Genomic DNA, 18,024 nt, shown 5'->3' with positions numbered 1-18,024 from the left:
TACAGCAGAAGCATGCCGAACCATGACACACCGAGCTCTCGCTCGTATCGCGCTGCGAATCCGTTGCAAATCGCGCGGGACCTACAAACTTCATTCCGCTTGGTAGCGGAGATGAAGCCGCTAACAAGGCGGGGCCTGACGGTAATCAGGTCAAAGCAGGACGATCACCAGGCATGCAATCTGGTAGTCGTCGTTAGACGACACCCAGAAATGCCCTACCGGGTATCGTTTCACAAGCAAGTATCAGCATTCGGACAGTTGCATACAGGACTCGCGCCCTTTCTGATGTCGTACTACCCGATACGGTCGCGGCAGGTGGGAATAGGCTTTTCGCCCAAACCGTTGCCGCTAGTCGATGTCCCTTACGTTGGGACTACCCGGACACGAGGATGCGTGTCGCACCAAAGCCTTGAATTATAGCCGCAAACGATCGGCGGCCCCTTAAATTCGGCCCCGCGCGAGCGGCCTTGCAACCCTGTGCAACAGGTCGGCGCAGGTTTTCGATTGTTGAAACGGGACATGCGTGAATAATTCGCACATGCCGCATCGAGGACTTATTTTGTGGCGGCATCGGCTGTTTTAAAGCCCGGCCGCCTCAAACCTCTGATCGGCGGCGCCACGTCAGCCAGCGTTCGCGTCCGGCAAAGACGCTGATCGAGCCGGTGACATCGCGCTCTTCAACCAGTTCGAAATGCGGCACGAGCAACGCATCGAGCGCGTTTCTTTCGATACCGAACGGCGGCCCCTTGGCTGTCGCGCCAAGGAAATAGAAGCCGGCGAGCAACGCGCCGGGGCGCAGCAGCGCAGCCATGCGCGTGGCGTAATCCGGCCATCGCTCACGCGGCAAGGCGCAAAGAAACGCGCGCTCGTAGATCCAGTCAGGCGCAAAAGGCGGCTGATACGCGAAGAAGTCAGCCTGTTCGACGACGTCCGCATGTTGCTCACCCAGTTGCAGGCGAGCCGCGCTCACAGCGCTCGGAGAGAAATCGATGGCCTTGACCTGCCATTTCTCCTGCGCAAGCCAAAGTGCTTCGTACGCGCTGCCGCAACCAGGAATCAGAACGCTCCGTAAAGTATCCTGCTGTTCGAGCGCAAATGTCTGAAACGCCTCGGGCACGCCAGCCTGATCCCAGGGCATGAACGACCGGTCGAAACGTTCGTCCCAGAACTCGGGCGAGTTGGCATCGCGCGTAGCGAACTCGGGTGCAATCGTGGGTGAGGCTGGTTTGGGGTCATCGACCACGCTCTATCCTCCTCCGTAAGCAAACACCTGCCAGAACTCGGCGATCACAGCGCCAGCGCCCACCGCCAGGCCGAAAATCAGCAGCGCCTGCAATAACCGGTTGGTCCGCTTCTGCTCAAGCAGGATCATGCGCATGAGTTCGTCGTTGCCGCCGCGCGGTGAATCATGCTGACTTGCCAGCACCTGATGGATAAGCCGCGGCAATTGGGGCATCGTCTTGCTCCATTGCGGAGCTTCCAGCTTCAGCCGTTCATACCAGCCGCGCCAGCCGACCTGCTCGTTCATCCAGCGTTCAAGATACGGCTTGGCGGTCTTCCACAAATCGAGTTCGGGATCGAGCGAACGGCCAAGACCCTCCACGTTCAGCATGGTTTTCTGCAACAACACAAGCTGCGGCTGGATCTCGACGTTGAAGCGGCGCGATGTGGAAAAAAGCCGCATCAGCACCTGTCCGAGCGAAATATCCTTCAGCGCGCGGTCGAAGTACGGCTCGCACACGGCGCGAATGGCGCTCTCGAGTTCCTCGACGCGCGTGGTCGGCGGCACCCAGCCCGATTCCAGATGAAGCGTGGCGACGCGGTGATAGTCGCGCTTGAAAAACGCCAGGAAGTTCTGCGCGAGATAGTTTTTATCGAAGTCCGAAAGCGCGCCGACAATGCCGAAATCCAGCGCGATATACCGCCCGAACGTGTCTTCCGCCAGACTCACCTGGATGTTACCGGGATGCATGTCGGCGTGAAAAAAACCGTCGCGGAATACCTGCGTAAAGAAAATCTCGACGCCTTCCTGCGCCAGCTTGGGGATATCGACGCCGGCCGCCCGGAGCACTTCCACCTGACTGATCGGCACGCCGACCATCCGCTCCATGACGAGCACTGTGGGAGCCGAATAATCCCAGTACATCTCGGGCACCATCAGCAGGTCGAGACCCGCGAAATTGCGCCGCAACTGGCTGCCGTTCGCGGCTTCGCGCATCAGGTCGAGTTCGTCATGGAGATATTTGTCGAACTCGGCCACGACTTCCCGCGGCTTCAGGCGCTTGCCGTCTGCCCACAAACGCTCGGTCCAGTAAGCAATGTCGCGCAACAGGGCGAGATCCGAGTCGATCACCGGCAGCATGTTCGGACGCAACACCTTTACCGCGACCGGTTTGCCCGCATGCGCGCCCGTCTTGATCTTCGCGAAGTGCACTTGCGCAATGGACGCGCTCGCCACCGGCACGCGCTCGAAGTCGTCGAAGAGCACGCCGATAGGCGCGCCCAGCGACTTCTCCACAATCGCTATGGCAACGTCCGAATCGAACGGCGGCACTTGATCCTGCAGTTTCGCAAGCTCGTTCGCTATATCGACGGGCAGAAGATCGCGGCGCGTCGACAAAACCTGACCGAACTTCACGAAAATCGGCCCAAGGCTTTCCAGCGCAAGACGCAACCGCACACCGCGCGCAACGTCGAACTTGCGTCCGAACGTGGTGAGACGCATCAGCAAACGAACGCGCCGATCCTGGATACCGCTCAGCACCAGTTCATCGAGCCCGAATCGCACTACCGTGAAAAAAATCTTGAGAAAACGCAGAAAGCGCATGGTTCAGCCCATTACTTGCTCGTGCCGCGCGCCGAGGCGGCGGCGCCGGGCGCAGATGCGCCTCGGGCTTCGGCTTTTTGTTCGAGTCGCTCGATGCGTTTTTCGACGCGCGCAAGCGCGTCCCGGGCTGTCGACAGTTCGGCGTTGAATGTGTCGAGGGCGCTGCGGCGCACGAGTTGAGGTTGTTCGTCGAGCAGGTATTCCGCTACCGATTCAAGCAGATTGCGTCCCGAGCGGCGCGCTTGTTCGCCGGCCAGACGCACGGTGGAACCGATGCGGTGCGCGGGTCCGTCGCCAATCACGCGCGCCAGGTCCTCTTCAGGGTCCCATCGCAAATGCTCGGCGAGCTTCGCAATTGTTGTAGCGAACTCAGCATCGCCTTCAATGCGCACGTGTTTCATGACCGCCGCCTGGCCACCCTGCATGAACGCAGGAATAGCGTCGGGCGGAACGGCGAGCGTGACGTCGAACGAAGTCTGGTTTTCGTCGATAGCGCCGATCAGCCCGTCTGGCTGGACCATTAGATACAGCGAGAATGGCGAAAGAACAAAACACGCCGTCTTGCCCGCGTAGGGAGAAAGACGCGCGCGAGCCCACGATTCGCGCGCGAGCACGTGGTTTGCAGCTGCCGCGAACGCCTTCGATGCGGTTCTGGCTACGGCCTGGGGGGCAGAGGGGACTGCGGGTTGGGCGAATTCGTCTGCGTGCGTCATCGGCTCTGAGATGAAAAAACCCGCACAAGCGGTCACTCGTGCGGGTTTCTATTCTACCTTTGCAACTGGCGTTATCGTTTGGCCGCGGTCACGCGAAACGCAACGTTAGCCATCCGGTCTAGCCGCCAAAGCCTCGACGTCCGGTTTCCGAAGCGTGGCCAGGTCAGCTAACTTGTTGAATCCCGGCCAGCAGCCAGCCTTCGTTGCCATACTTCTGCTTCGACAGATTCCAGATCTCGACGAACGGCTCGGCCGCAGCACCTTCCGTTTCGCGAATCAGACCATGGAAACGCACGCTTGCGAGGCTTTCCGTACCGCGATCTTCCACGCCAAGAAGATCGGCGTTGAGTTGCACGACGTCGGTGCGGTTTGGCTGCGTACCGCGTGCATCGATATCGAGCTTCACTTCAGCGAACATTTCCGGCGTGGTGAATTCGCGGATGTCCGTCGAATTGCCGCGATCCCATGCGTCCTGCAACCGCACGAAATACACCTTCGCGTTGCGCAGGAATGCGTCGGTATCGAAACCGGATGGCACGGCGACTTGCGGCGCTGCTGAGTCTACAGGGCTCGCGTAGCTCTGGGCACTCGACGGACCGTAACCGCCGGGCGCCGACGGCGGAACATAGCTCGGCTCCGGTTGGTTCAGACTCGTGCGAGCTGTGCCGCCAAACGGCGACCCCGCACCGGCGCTGGCGAAAGCCGGCGTTGCACCCTTCCTGCGGTTCATGATGAAGCGGAAGATCATCACGGCAGCCAGGACGATCAGCGCAATCATGATCATGTTCGCCATGGCGCCGGCGAACGCGCCGCCCAGGCCGAAATGCGACAGCAGCGCCGCGATACCCAGACCCGCTGCAAGGCCAGCGATCGGCCCCATCCAGCGATTACGCGCAGGTTGCGCGGCGCCAGCGGCTGGCGCCGCGGCCGGCGGCGCGGCGCGCTGGGCATTCGCGGCCTGCCCTTGCTGCATGGACTGCGACGGCGGCGTGGCTTGATGTTGTTGCGTCGCCGTGCTGGATTGACGGCCAAAGCTGCGGCCGCCGCCCATGCGGCGCGCCTCAGCGTCTTCTGTTACCAAGGCGCCGGCCATGATTACGCCAGCCAGCGCAACGACCCCGGCTTTCCTGAATAACGACTTCAGGAAACCCCGAGTTTGGGGTAAGCGCGAATCGGACATTTCGAATCCTTTTAAAAAGTGGAACACTAAAATTTGGTCCCGACGTGTAACGCTACCACGCCACCTGACAAATTGTAATATTCGACTTGATCCAGGCCCGCGCGTTCCATCATTGTTTTTAAAGTTTCCTGGTCCGGATGCATTCGGATCGACTCCGCGAGGTAACGATAGCTATCCGCATCTTTGGCTATCTTGTCGCCAAGCCACGGCAAGATCTTGAAACTATACAAATCATAGGCTCTTTTTAGCGGATCCCACACCTTGGAAAACTCCAGAACCATTACCTTGCCCCCCGGTTTCACAACCCGGTACATTTCCGCTAACGCACCATCTTTGTGCGTCATATTACGGAGTCCAAAGGCAACTGTAATAATATCGAAATAATTGTCCGGGAACGGGATCTTCTCTGCATCGCAGATCAAGGTGGGCGTGATCACGCCCTTGTCGAGCAGGCGATCACGGCCAACGCGAAGCATCGACTCGTTGATATCGGTATGCCAGACCTCGCCTTTTTCGCCCGCCTGCTTGGCGAAGGCTTTCGCCAGGTCGCCCGTCCCGCCTGCGAGATCGAGGACCTTGTAACCCGGACGCACCTTCGCCTGACCGATGGTGAACAGCTTCCACGCACGATGCAAACCGCCCGACATCAGGTCGTTCATCAGGTCGTAGTTGCTTGCGACGGAATGGAAAACGCCCGCTACCTTTTTCGCTTTTTCTTGTTCGTCGACCGTTTCAAAACCGAAGTGGGTCTTGCTCATCGCGTTTGTCCTCGCCTTAATTCGTAGTGGCTGCGCTCTTCAAAGCTTGCAGCCATGCGCTGCGGCAAATCGCCGCTGCAGTATAAAAATCGGTCAGTGGCAGTGTCCGCCGGACGCTTTTTGCGGCATTGGCGTGTCGCGGTCGACGCCCGCCGCTTCCAGTTTGCCCAGATACTCCGCCCACAACGCGTCCTGACGCACCGCGAGGTCGTACAGGATGTCCCACGAGTAGATGCCGGTGTTGTGGCCATCGGAGAAAGTGAGTTGCAACGCGTAGTGGCCCACGGGATCGACCGAAATAATCGATACATCGCGCTTGCCGGTCTGCAGGGTTTCCTGTCCGGGACCGTGCCCCTGGACTTCGGCCGACGGCGAATATACGCGCAATAGCTCAAACGGCACACGATACGTCTGATCGTTCGCGTATTGCAACTCAAGCGCGCGCGTCCTGGAATGCACGACGATGCCGGTTGGAATCGGCGTTTGTTTGGTAAGTCCGCTCATGCTGAGCCTTTATTTGAAAGTCTTGGGCTATGGCCCGAAAGCCGCCGCCATTTCGCTGCGCACAGCGTCTCGCAGCAACGTGGCCTGAGCACGGCGATTCGATAACAGCGCGTACGAGACCGTGCGCTGGCGCGGCGCCCAGATGGGCAACGGGAACCGGGAATCGTTGGAATGACGGGGAATGACGTGCCAGTGGACGTGAGGAACCTGGTTGCCGAGGCTCGCCAGATTCACCTTTGCGGGTGAAATCACGCGCCGGATCGCCCGCTCGACGCCGTTGACCGCCGACATCAGCTTCGCCCGCTCGGTGTGATCGAGGTCGGACATCTCGGCTACGTGCGCCGTCCAGATCACGCGGCAAAAGCCCGGCCAGTCCGGCTCGTCGGCGAGGACCACGCGCAATGCGTCGTCCGACCACAAGACTTCGCCGCCGTCTTCACGACAAAAGACACAGTCCATCGTATTCCTCTAGCGAAACAAACCCTGGTTCGCTATTACACCAGCACGCGCTCGATCCCGCCATCGTTGGCACGCGCGACGTAATCTTCCATCCAGCTCGCGCCGAGCACCTTGCGGGCGATTTCCACGACGATGTAATCCGCCTCGATATTCGCGTCCTCGTTGTACCGCGACAACCCCTGCAGGCACGACGGGCAGCTCGTGAGAATCTTGACGTCGGTTCCGGTGGATAACGCGCCGTCTCCTGCTTTTAGCACCGAACCCGGCGCGGCGCCCGCCGATCCTGCCGACGCGTTGGCCAGATTGATGCCATTTGCGCCCGCTTCGGCCACGAGCGGAATGTCGCGCAGCTTCGCCGCGCCCTTGCGGATTTCCTCTTCCTTGCGAAAGCGCACCTGCGTGGAAACGTCCGGACGCGTCACCGCGAGCGTGCCCGATTCGCCGCAGCACCGGTCGTTCTTTTCGATCTTGTAGCCATCGTGCGCCGAACCCATGATGTCGTTCACCAGCTTGACTGGATCCATGGTCTTGATCGGCGAATGGCACGGGTCGTGATACATGTAGCGCGTGCCGCTCACGCCTTCCAGCTTGATGTTCTTCTCAAGCAAAAATTCGTGGATATCGATGATCCGGCATCCCGGGAAGATCTTCTCGAATTCGTAACCTGCAAGCTGGTCGTAGCACGTTCCGCACGACACCACCACGGTCTTGATATCGAGATAATTCAGCGTATTGGCCACGCGATGAAACAGCACGCGGTTGTCGGTGACGATCTTTTCGGCCTTGTCGAATTGTCCCGAGCCGCGTTGCGGATAACCGCAGCACAGGTATCCCGGCGGAAGCACCGTTTGCACGCCCGCTTCCCACAGCATGGCCTGCGTCGCGAGGCCGACTTGCGAGAACAAACGCTCCGATCCGCAACCCGGGAAATAGAACACGGCTTCCGTATCGGACGTGGTCGTTTTTGGATTGCGGATGATCGGGACGATCTTGTTGTCCTCGATATCAAGCAGCGCGCGCGCCGTCTTCTTCGGCAAATTGCCCGGCATCTTCTTGTTCATGAAGTGGATGACCTGCTGCGTCACCGCCGGCTTGCCGACCGTTGCGGGCGGTTTGGCCGTCTGCTTCTTCGTGAACTTCTTGAGCACGTCGTTGCCCAGGCGCTGTGCCTTGTAGCCCACGCCCATCATTGCCGTGCGCGCGAGGTTGATGGTCTGCGGGTTCGTGGCGTTGAGGAAGAACATCCCCGCCGCGTTGCCCGGATTGAACTTCTTCTTGCCCATCTTGCGCAGGAGGTTGCGCATGTTCATGGTGACATCGCCGAAATCGATCTTCACCGGGCACGGCGTCACGCATTTGTGGCAGACCGTGCAGTGATCGGCGACGTCGTTGAATTCGTCCCAATGCTTGATCGATACACCCCGGCGCGTCTGCTCTTCATACAGGAACGCCTCGACCAGCAGGGAGGTAGCCAGAATCTTGTTGCGCGGGCTGTAAAGCAGATTGGCGCGCGGCACGTGCGTGGCGCAGACCGGCTTGCATTTGCCGCAGCGCAGGCAATCCTTGATGGAATCGGCGATTGCGCCAATATCCGATTGCTGCATGATCAGCGATTCATAGCCCATCAGCCCGAAACTCGGCGTGTAGGCGTTGCGCAGATCCGCGCCCGCGAGCAGCTTGCCCGCGTTGAAACGGCCATTCGGATCGACGCGCTGTTTATACGCGCGGAATTCGCCGATTTCGTCTTCGGTCAGGAATTCCAGCTTCGTGATGCCGATGCCGTGTTCGCCCGAAATCACGCCATCCAGGTCGCGCGCGAGCTTCATGATGCGTGCGACCGCGACGTGCGCGTCCTGCAGCATTTCGTAGTTATCGGAGTTGACGGGGATGTTCGTGTGCACGTTGCCATCGCCCGCGTGCATGTGGAGCGCAACAAACACGCGGCCGCGCAGCACCGTCTTGTGGATGTTCTGCGCTTCTTCGAGGATCGGCTTGAACTCCCCGCCATTGAAGATATGGCGCAATTCCGCGCGAAGTTCCTGCTTCCAGGAAATGCGGATGGTGCGGTCCTGCGCGACATCGAATACGCGAACGCCTTGCTGCGAATCCACGCGATCCGCGAATTTCTCGGCAAGACTTTCATAGCCGAATTGAACCAGATAATGCTGCGCTTCGCGCAACGGCATATCCAGCTTTTCGCCGACGAACGTCCAGCGTTCGCGCACGCGCTTGAGCAGATCGAGCGCTTGCTGCACGCGGTCTTCGAGCAACTCGGCGCTCGGAATTTCGTTGGCGTCGTCGCTCTTGCCAAGCGGCAGCTTGCCTGCCTTGAAAAACGTTTCGAGCGCATCGACGAGTTGCAGCTTGTTCTTGATCGACAGCTCGATGTTGATGCGCTCGATCCCGTCCGTGTATTCGCCCATGCGGTTGAGCGGGATCACGACGTCTTCGTTGATCTTGAACGCGTTCGTATGCTTGGCGATGGCCGCCGTGCGCGAGCGATCCAGCCAGAAACGCTTGCGCGCCTCGGCGTTCACTGCCACAAACCCTTCGCCGCTCTTGCCGTTTGCCATGCGCACGACTTCGGACGTGGCCTGGGCGACCGCATCCGGATCGTTCCCGACAATGTCGCCAATCAGCACCATCTTTGGAAACGCGTTGCGCTTGCTCTTGGTCGCGTAACCGACTGCGCGCAAATAGCGTTCGTCTAGATGCTCGAGGCCGGCGAGGATCGCGCCGCCCTGCTTCGACGTCTCGAACAAATAATCCTTGATCTCCACGATGCTCGGAATTGCATCGCGCGCCTGGCCGAAAAACTCGAGGCAGACGGTGCGCGTATGGGCGGGCATCTTGTGCAGGATCCATCGCGCCGATGTGATCAGGCCGTCGCAGCCTTCCTTCTGCACGCCCGGCAAACCCGACAGGAACTTGTCCGTCACGTCCTTGCCGAGGCCTTCCTTACGGAACTTCGCGCCGGAAATATCCAGCGATTCCGTGCGCAGCAGTTTTTCGCCCGGCGCGCGGGTTCCGTCGAACCAGTCGAGCCGGAAACGCGCCACGGGAATGTCGTGAATCTTGCCGAGGTTGTGATCCAGCCGGGTGATTTCGAGCCAGTTGCCTTCCGGATCGACCATCCGCCACCAGGCGAGGTTATCCAGCGCCGTGCCCCACAGCACGGCTTTTTTGCCGCCGGCGTTCATCGCGACATTGCCGCCCACGCACGATGCATCCAGCGAAGTCGGGTCGACGGCAAACACGAAACCGGCCTGTTCGGCCGCCTCCGTTACGCGGCGTGTCACGACGCCCGCGCCCGAGAAAATGGTCGCGACCTTGCCGTCGACGCCTGGCAGGTCCGTCATTTCGACGGGACCGAGTTGCTCCAGCTTTTCAGTATTGATGACGGCGGCAAACGGCGTGAGGGGAATGGCGCCGCCGGTGTAGCCCGTGCCGCCTCCGCGCGGAATCACGGTCAGTCCGAGCTCGAAGCACGCCTTGATCAGGCCGGCGATTTCGGCTTCCGTGTCGGGCGTGAGCACGACGAACGGATATTCGACGCGCCAGTCGGTGGCGTCGGTTACGTGCGAAACGCGCGACAGGCCGTCGAACTTGATGTTGTCTTTCTCGGTGACCTTGCCGAATACCTTCGATGCCTTCTTGCGTAGATCGTAGGTCTGCTCGAATTCCGTCTTGAAGTCTTCCACTGCCCGGCACGCGGCGCTGATCAGCAATTCCACGCGCGTGGCGCGATCGCGGCCGGCGTCGTCCTGATGCTCTGAAAGATCGGCTTTGCGGCGTTTTTCGATATCGCCCAGCCGGTGATTCAGGGCTTCTATCAGTAATGCGCGGCGTTTCGGGTTGTCGAGCAGATCGTCCTGCAGATAGGGATTGCGGCGTACGACCCAGATGTCGCCGAGCACTTCGTAGAGCATGCGTGCTGAGCGGCCCGTGCGGCGTTCGCTGCGCAGATGGGCGAGCGCGGCCCAGGCTTCTTCGCCGAGCAGGCGGATCACGATTTCGCGATCGGAGAACGATGTGTAGTTATAGGGAATTTCGCGCAGGCGCGGCTCGGTATCCAGGGCCACGGCATGCGCGGCGCCGTTCGGATCGAAGGCTTGGGGTGCGTTCATATTCGACAGTTCGGTGGGCCGGCGCCCGTGCTGTTGGAAGCAGAAGCAGCGAAATAGCCGGCATTGCGCGGGGAAGCGCAGTTTTTCGAGTGAAACTTTTTTAGTGAAGGTGTTCGCCGGTAGCGGGTCACGAGCGATGCACAGCCTTCGAAGGTACTGGAATCAGCGCCACGATCGCGCGTTTAATTGCGCAGCCGCGCGGGTGGTGCGGCACAGCGCGCTGCGCTCGGGTTGAGCGTTGCGGGGAACATGCGGTGAGAGGCCGATCCGGCAGCGCCGTTGCATCTTCCGATCCTGTATCGAAAACACGGATTCTAACCCATCGGGAGGGTTGTCGTTTGCACTCGGTTTTGGGGTGAAAAGGTTTTGGGGCGGGCGTTTTTGGTTGGGGATTGGGCGGCGGGCGGGCGGGGTCCTGCTGCCTAGGCCTTCGCGCGTTTCCTGTTCGTTGGTCCTTTTTAGCACTGTTAGCCACTGTCCGTGGCGGGACTTCATTTCTTTTTCCAACGGCGAAAAAGAAACGAAGCAAAGAAAACGCCTTTCAACCGCTAATTCTTAAGGAGACCAAGCGTGCAGTGATATCTGCTTGGGACTTCAAAAGAACCCTCGACGCCATAACCACCACCACCTGAAACCCTCCCCCTCCGTATCCCTACATCCACACGCTTCGCCACCAGCGCCCTCGGGCAAGCACATAACCCACAGAACCAGTTCGGCCAAACACCCAGTCGCGCGAAGCGCGGCGCGCTTTCCTGTTGACGGCTACTCACACTGGTGGCGAAGCGTGTGGGTATCCGTGAACGAAGAGGGGGGGTTCAACTGTGCGGGGTTATTCGCTGAGCGTTCTTTTGAAGTCCCAAGCAGATGTCCGTGCACGCTTGGTCTCCTTAAGAGTTAGCGGTTGGGAGGCGTTTTCTTTGCTTGGCGCTTTCAAGGTACAAGTGCAACACCTTTGAAATAGGATATGTTGCATGGGACAAAGCTATGAACATCTCAGCGCTGAGGAGCGTGGCTCAATATTTGCCATGAAACTTGCCAACGAAAGCACGCGCGCGATCGCGCGTGCGCTCCGACGTTCGCCAAGTACGATCAGCCGCGAACTCAAGCGCAATGGCTGGAAGTCCGATGAAGAGCGCGGCGACAGAGGACGGCCTGCGATCGCGGGCGCTTACTGCGCGATCCGTGCTGGTCGACGCGCGGGACGGCTTCGCCGCAAACCGCGTTACGAGCGCAAACTGCACGTTGACGGCGCGTTGTGGCCCGAAGTGCGGCAGTATCTGCAAAAGTGTCACTCACCCGAGCAGATCTCAGCCGCACTCAAACTTGCCCACCCTGATGAGCCTGCTTTGAACGCTTCGCATGAAACCATTTACCGAGCCATTTACGCCGCGCCCCGAGGCGAGTTGCGCCGGGAACTCGTCAGCCTGTTGCGACAGGGACGTGGCGCACGCAGGCCGCGCACGCGAGGACAGGACCGGCGCGGCAAGCTCTCCGACATGCTCAGTATTCACGTACGCCCTCCCGAAGCCAACGACCGGCTCATCCCGGGTCACTGGGAAGGAGATCTGATCAAAGGCCTGGCTAACCGTTCGGCAGTGGGTACGCTGGTGGATCGCAGCACGTTGTTTGTGATGCTGGTCAAGATCGATGGCAGTACGGCGCAGGCAGCGCTGGAAGCCTACAGTGCCGCGTTCGCGCCGCTCGATCAGGGACTGCGTCAAACCCTGACCTACGACCAGGGCAAAGAAATGGCGTTACACAAAAAGCTGGCTGAGGCGACGGGCATCAAGATCTACTTCTGCGATCCACACAGTCCGTGGCAACGCGGTATCTGCGAAAACATCAATGGGCTGCTGCGCCAGTTTCTACCCAAGGCGACCGATCTATCGGTATTCTCGCAGCGACAACTCGATGCGATCGCGCTGAACATGAACACCCGCCCTCGAAAAACGCTCCAGTGGCGCACGCCTGGTGAGGTCTTTATTGAAAACTGCGCCAAGCACGGCATTGTCATTGACCCCGCTGTTGCACTTGGAGTGTGAAAGCGCCCTTCGTTTCTTTTTCGCCGTTGGAAAAAGAAATGAAGTCCCGCCACGGACAGTGGCTAACAGTGCTAAAAAGATCAACGAACAGGGAACGCGCGAAGGCCTAGGCAGCAGGACCCCACGCCGTTCCCCCAAAAGCGCCAGCAAAAACCCCATCGGCTATGATTACCCTTTCCGCAAAACCTCGGCGCGCAAAGCCGCGCGCAAAACGGCTCAAGAATGTCTCCCCCTGACTACCTGAAAAAAGTCCTGACCGCCCGCGTCTACGACGTCGCCCGCGAGAGCGAACTCGAACCCGCCCGCAATCTGTCCGCGCGCCTGCGCAATTCGGTCTACCTGAAACGCGAAGACAACCAGCCCGTGTTCTCGTTCAAGATCCGCGGCGCGTACAACAAGATGGTGCACCTCCCCGCCGATATCCTCGCGCGCGGCGTAATCACCGCCTCGGCCGGAAACCACGCCCAAGGCGTAGCGTACTCAGCCACGCGCCTGGGCTGCAAGGCGGTAATCGTCGTACCGGTCACCACGCCGCAAGTGAAAATCGACGCCATGCGCGCCTTCGGCGGCCCAACCGTCGAAATCGTCCAGCACGGCGAATCGTATAGCGACGCCTACGGCCACGCCGTCAAGCTCCAGGAAGAACGCGGCCTGACCTTCGTCCATCCGTTCGATGACCCCGACGTCATCGCCGGCCAAGGCACCGTCGCCATGGAAATCCTGCGCCAGCATCAAGGCCCGATCCACGCAATCTTCGTCCCCATCGGCGGCGGCGGACTCGCAGCGGGCGTCGCGGCATACGTGAAAGCGGTGCGCCCGGAAATCCGCGTGATCGGCGTCCAGTCGGTCGACTCATGCGCGATGAAACAATCCATCGCCGCTGGAGTTCGCCTCACGCTGGCCGAAGTCGGCCTGTTCGCCGACGGCACCGCAGTAAAACTCGTCGGCGAAGAGACGTTCCGGATCTGCCGGGAACTGCTCGACGAAGTCGTCACCGTCGACACCGACGCACTCTGCGCCGCCATCAAGGACGTTTTCCAGGACACGCGCAGCGTGCTGGAACCATCGGGTGCGCTGGCGGTTGCGGGCGCAAAGCTCTACGCCGAGCGCGAAGCGCTGGAAGCGAAGACGCTGATCGCCATCACGTCGGGCGCGAACATGAATTTCGACCGCATGCGGTTTGTCGCGGAACGGGCGGAAGTCGGTGAAGCGCGCGAAGCGGTGTTCGCCGTGACCATTCCCGAAGAGCGCGGCAGTTTCCGGCGCTTCTGCGAACTGGTCGGCACGCGCAGCGTGACCGAGTTCAACTACCGGATCGCAGATTCGAACGCCGCGCATATTTTTGTCGGCGTGCAGATCAAGGCGCGAAGCGAAGCCGTGCAGATGGCCAATGCGTTTATCGAACACGGGTTCGATACAGTCGATCTCAGTCACGACGAACTCTCGAAGCAGCATATCCGCTATATGGTCGGCGGCCACTCGCCGCTCGCCCACGACGAACGTCTGCTGCGCTTCGAATTTCCCGAGCGTCCAGGCGCGCTGATGAAATTCCTTTCATCGATGGCGCCCAACTGGAATATCAGCCTCTTCCATTACCGGAATCAGGGCGCGGACACGAGTTCTATCCTGGTCGGCATCCAGGTGCCGCAGTCGGATAACGCTGCGTTCGGGCAATTCCTCGCCTCCCTGGGCTATCAGTGGTGGGACGAAGGCGCAAACCCCGTCTACAAACTGTTCCTCGCCTGACGCGCGCATGGCGTTCACGCTCGACGACAAGCTCGTGGTCGCGATTTCGTCGCGGGCGTTGTTCGATTTCGAAGAGGAAAACAAGGTCTACGAAGCAGGCGACCTGCGGGAATACGAAGCGCTGCAGCGCTCGCGGCTGAACGTTCCGGCCAAACCGGGCGTCGCGTTTTCGCTGATCGAGAAATTGCTCGCGCTCAACGTGGACGGCGAACGGCGCGTGGAAGTCGTGATCCTGTCACGCAGCGATCCCATCAGCGGCTTGCGCGCGTTCAGTTCATGCAAGGAACACGGCCTTGCAATCGAACGCGGCGTGTTCACGCGCGGCGAGTCGCCCTTCCGATACCTGGAACCGTTTCGCGCGTCGCTGTTTTTATCGGCGAATCCGGTCGATGTCCGCGACGCCATTGCCGCTGGATTTCCCGCCGCGACCGTGGTTCCGCGAGCGCCGCTGGCCGCGAGCCGGTATCCTGACGAAATCCGTATCGCGTTCGACGGCGACGCAGTCCTGTTTTCGGACGAAGCCGAGCAGGTCTTCCAGGCGCAAGGATTGCCGGCTTTCGTGGAACACGAAGTCGGCAAGAAAGATCTGGCTTTGGCTAATGGGCCGTTGAAGCCGTTGCTCGAAGCGCTTCACAAGCTGCAAAACCTCAGCCACGAAGCAACGCGGATGCGCATCCGCACGGCGCTCGTCACCGCGCGATCGGCGCCCGCGCACGAGCGCGCGATCCGTACACTGATGGCCTGGAACATCGAAATCGACGAAGCGATGTTTCTCGGTGGATTGAACAAAGGCCCGTTTCTGGCCGAGTTCGAACCCGATTTTTTCTTCGACGACCAAATTGGCCATATCGAATCGGCCCGCGTCGTGACGGCGACCGGGCATGTACCGAATGGCATATCGAACGCATCATGACACCAGAACAATCTTCCCTTGGTAAGCCGGTCCAGTACCGCGCACACTACGATCCGACGCTGCTTTTTCCCATCGACCGGGCGTCGGGCCGCGCGGCAATCGGGCTCGCGGCGCAGTTGCCGTTTTTCGGCACGGACATCTGGAACGGCTACGAGCTTTCGTGGCTCAATCGCAAGGGCAAGCCGCAGATCGCGGTGGCGACGTTTATCGTGCCAGCGGATTCACCGAATATTGTTGAGTCGAAGTCGTTCAAGCTGTATCTGGGATCTTTCTCGCAGACGGCTTTTGATTCCATCGACGAAGTTCGTGCCTTGATTCGCAAGGACGTTTCAGCGCTTTGCGGCGCAAATGTTTCAGTTCAGCTTGTCGCGCCTTATGAGTTTGGCGTGAAGCTGAAAATGGAAGAGTTCGAAGGTTTGTCGCTGGATCGGCTCGATCTGGACGCGGACATTTATACGCCCGATCCTTCATTATTGAGCGCGGCAGTTGGTGAATCGCCGGTCGATGAAACGGTCTTTTCCAATCTGCTGAAATCGAATTGCCCGGTAACCGGTCAACCGGACTGGGGCAGCGTGCAGATTCGTTATGTCGGCGCGCCGATCGATCACGCTGGTTTGCTCCGGTACATTATTTCGTACCGTGAACACACGGGTTTTCATGAACTTTGCGTCGAGCAAATCTTCATGGACATCATGCGCGAATGCAAGCCGGAACGCCTCGCCGTCTATGCGCGATACACACGGCGCGGGGGACTGGATATCAACCCGTTCCGCACCAATTTCAATCTGCCGCTGCCGGATAACGCGCGGCTGGCGCGGCAGTAAGCTTTTCGCGCTGGGGAACCACACAACCGTTCACCAGCGCGGATAAAACCCTCAGGCTTTCTTGTAAGCCACGCAATCCACTTCGACCTTGCAATCGATCACCATCGACGAAACCACGCAAGCGCGCGCCGGCGGATGCTCGCCAAAATACTCCCTGAATACCTTGTTGAACGATGCAAAGTCGCGTGGGTCGTCGAGCCAGACACCGCATCGCACCACATGCTCCGCGCCATATCCGGCTTCCTTCAGAACCGCAAACACGTTCTGAATCGCCTTGTGCGACTGGGCGACGATTCCGCCTTCGATCACTTCGCCGTTTTCCATCGGCGTCTGGCCTGATACAAACAACCAGCCATCCGCTTCAACAGCACGCGCGAACGGCATGACCGCACCGCCTTGTCCTTTACCGCCTTCCACGCCATATCGTTTCATCGTCAAAATCCTCGAAGTTAAAAATGCCCGGACGCGTCGAGTTTCGAATCCTCGCCACGCGCCACGAAATGTCCCCCCCGTTGTCCCGTCACAGCGCCATCCAGATACGACAGCACGCCATTCACCCAAACTGCATCGATACCGTCCGCCGTCTGGCGCGGCTCCGCGAACGTCGCGGTATCGCGAATCTTGTCGGCATCGAAAAGAACGAGGTCCGCGTGATATCCCACCTTCACGAGGCCACGCCCATTCAGTCCAAACCGTCGCGCCGATAACCCCGTCATCTTGCGCACCGCCTCCTCCAGCGGCACGAGCGACGTGTCGCGCGCGTAATGCCCAAGCACGCGCGGAAACGCGCCCCACAAACGCGGATGTGGCAACGGATCGTTTGGCAAGCCATCCGAGCCGACCATGGTCGCCGGATGCGACAGGATCCGCCGCACGTCGTCCTCCGACATGTTGTGATACACCGCGCCGGCCGGCTGCAGGCGCTTGCCCGCCTCCTGCTGCGTGACTTGCCACTCCGCGGCGGCTTCGGAAACCAGCTTGCCCGCCATCTCGGGATGCGGCGTGGACCACGTAATGGTGATGTCGATATCGCCGGTAATCTGCTTCACATCAAGCGTCGATGAACTCCTGTTGTACGGGTAACAATCGCATCCCACGGGCTGTCCGTCGCGCACCTTGTCGAGCGATTTCAGGATCTCCGTGCTGCGCCCCCAGTTCGACGGCCCCGCGCACTTCAAATGCGAGATCACGACTGGAACGCGCGCATGTTTTCCCACGCGATACGCCTCGTCCATCGCGTCGAGAATTGCGTCGAATTCCGTGCGCATATGCGTGGTGTACAGCGCACCGGCGTTCGCCAGCGGCTCGGCGAGCGCCATCACTTCTTCCGGCGGCGCATTGAACGCCGATCCGTACGCAAGGCCGCTGCTCAGCCCGAGCGCGCCATGCGCCAACGCCTCTTCGAGTTGCGCGCGCATGCCACTGATTTCTTCCGCTGACGCACCGCGATCCAGCCGGTCCATATGGTTGTTGCGCAGCGCCGTGTGCCCGATCAACGCGCCCACGTTCACGGCAGGACGCGCTTCATTTACAGCATCGATGTACGCGGCGAATGTCGGATACTGAAAGTCGCCTTGCGCGCCGAGCAGATTCATCGGATCGGGTGGATCGCCCTTCAGCGTCACGGGCGACGCGCTGATGCCGCAATTGCCGACAATCACCGTAGTCACGCCTTGCGAGATCTTCGGCAGCATCTGCGGCGAGCGGATCACGTGAGTATCGTCGTGCGTGTGGACATCGATAAAACCCGGCGCCAGCACGCGCCCGTCCGCCTCGACCACGTTCTCTGCGGTCCACTCATCGAGCGCGCCGATGGCCGCGATCTTCCCGTCCTTCACCGCCACGTCGAGCTGAACAGCGGGCGCTCCCGTTCCATCGATAACCCGTGCGCCCTTGATCAGGGTATCGGCGTGTTGTTGATCCAATGCCAT

The 18,024-nt window shown here is 60.1% G+C and carries 14 protein-coding genes; 4 read left to right on the top strand and 10 right to left on the bottom strand.

What is annotated here, in order from left to right; genetic code table 11:
- Positions 1-595: 595 nt before the first annotated feature.
- The 8 genes from ACRWA7_RS18235 to ACRWA7_RS18200 form a co-directional block, all read right to left on the bottom strand.
- Positions 596-1,243, bottom strand: coding sequence for a methyltransferase (locus ACRWA7_RS18235; protein WP_438395324.1), 648 nt, complete (start codon positions 1,241-1,243; stop codon positions 596-598).
- A gap of 3 nt (positions 1,244-1,246) precedes the next feature.
- Positions 1,247-2,827: a ubiquinone biosynthesis regulatory protein kinase UbiB gene (ubiB, locus tag ACRWA7_RS18230; protein WP_438395323.1), complete on the bottom strand. Its 1,581-nt coding sequence runs from the start codon at positions 2,825-2,827 to the stop codon at positions 1,247-1,249.
- Between the two features lie 11 nt (positions 2,828-2,838).
- The gene (locus ACRWA7_RS18225) at positions 2,839-3,540 is read right to left on the bottom strand and encodes a ubiquinone biosynthesis accessory factor UbiJ (protein ID WP_438395322.1); all 702 of its coding nucleotides are present in this window, start codon (positions 3,538-3,540) and stop codon (positions 2,839-2,841) included.
- Between the two features lie 163 nt (positions 3,541-3,703).
- Complete coding sequence (locus ACRWA7_RS18220; protein ID WP_060817247.1) at positions 3,704-4,720, bottom strand: Tim44 domain-containing protein; 1,017 nt, start codon at positions 4,718-4,720, stop codon at positions 3,704-3,706.
- A gap of 26 nt (positions 4,721-4,746) precedes the next feature.
- Positions 4,747-5,478 carry a bifunctional demethylmenaquinone methyltransferase/2-methoxy-6-polyprenyl-1,4-benzoquinol methylase UbiE gene (gene ubiE / locus ACRWA7_RS18215; RefSeq protein ID WP_438395320.1) on the bottom strand — a complete coding sequence of 244 codons (732 nt, stop codon included), beginning with the start codon at positions 5,476-5,478 and terminating at the stop codon, positions 4,747-4,749.
- 93 nt (positions 5,479-5,571) lie between these two features.
- Positions 5,572-5,982, bottom strand: a complete 411-nt coding sequence (locus ACRWA7_RS18210; protein WP_060817249.1) for a gamma-butyrobetaine hydroxylase-like domain-containing protein — start codon at positions 5,980-5,982, stop codon at positions 5,572-5,574.
- Positions 5,983-6,009: 27 nt separating this feature from the next.
- Positions 6,010-6,441, bottom strand: a complete 432-nt coding sequence (locus ACRWA7_RS18205) for an HIT family protein (RefSeq protein ID WP_060817250.1) — start codon at positions 6,439-6,441, stop codon at positions 6,010-6,012.
- 35 nt (positions 6,442-6,476) lie between these two features.
- Complete coding sequence (locus ACRWA7_RS18200; protein WP_060817251.1) at positions 6,477-10,568, bottom strand: DUF3683 domain-containing protein; 4,092 nt, start codon at positions 10,566-10,568, stop codon at positions 6,477-6,479.
- 971 nt (positions 10,569-11,539) lie between these two features.
- On the opposite strand from ACRWA7_RS18200, the gene ACRWA7_RS18195 reads away from it, so the two are divergent.
- The 4 genes from ACRWA7_RS18195 to queF all read left to right on the top strand — a co-directional run bounded on the left by ACRWA7_RS18195 (position 11,540) and on the right by queF (position 16,093).
- Positions 11,540-12,610 (top strand): IS30 family transposase, encoded by a 1,071-nt coding sequence (locus ACRWA7_RS18195; RefSeq protein WP_438390622.1) that lies wholly within the window; start codon positions 11,540-11,542, stop codon positions 12,608-12,610.
- A gap of 222 nt (positions 12,611-12,832) precedes the next feature.
- Positions 12,833-14,356: a threonine ammonia-lyase, biosynthetic gene (ilvA, locus tag ACRWA7_RS18190; protein ID WP_060817252.1), complete on the top strand. Its 1,524-nt coding sequence runs from the start codon at positions 12,833-12,835 to the stop codon at positions 14,354-14,356.
- Between the two features lie 7 nt (positions 14,357-14,363).
- Positions 14,364-15,269: a 5'-nucleotidase gene (locus ACRWA7_RS18185; RefSeq protein WP_060817253.1), complete on the top strand. Its 906-nt coding sequence runs from the start codon at positions 14,364-14,366 to the stop codon at positions 15,267-15,269.
- Entirely contained in the window at positions 15,266-16,093 is an 828-nt protein-coding gene (gene queF / locus ACRWA7_RS18180) for an NADPH-dependent 7-cyano-7-deazaguanine reductase QueF (protein WP_438395317.1), read from the top strand. The genes ACRWA7_RS18185 and queF overlap by 4 nt, the downstream gene beginning before the upstream one ends.
- Before the next feature lie 51 nt (positions 16,094-16,144).
- Here the strand turns inward: queF and ACRWA7_RS18175 are convergent, their stop codons facing one another.
- Both ACRWA7_RS18175 and ACRWA7_RS18170 read right to left on the bottom strand, forming a co-directional pair.
- Positions 16,145-16,525, bottom strand: a complete 381-nt coding sequence (locus ACRWA7_RS18175; RefSeq protein ID WP_438395316.1) for a RidA family protein — start codon at positions 16,523-16,525, stop codon at positions 16,145-16,147.
- A gap of 17 nt (positions 16,526-16,542) precedes the next feature.
- Positions 16,543-18,024 (bottom strand): N-acyl-D-amino-acid deacylase family protein, encoded by a 1,482-nt coding sequence (locus tag ACRWA7_RS18170; RefSeq protein WP_438395315.1) that lies wholly within the window; start codon positions 18,022-18,024, stop codon positions 16,543-16,545.

It is taken from the genome of Caballeronia sp. DA-9, from assembly GCF_051615025.1.
Taxonomy (GTDB): Bacteria; Pseudomonadota; Gammaproteobacteria; order Burkholderiales; family Burkholderiaceae; genus Caballeronia; species Caballeronia sordidicola.
Note: the sequence above shows the minus strand (reverse complement) of the source record. Positions and strands in the feature narration are given on the sequence as shown.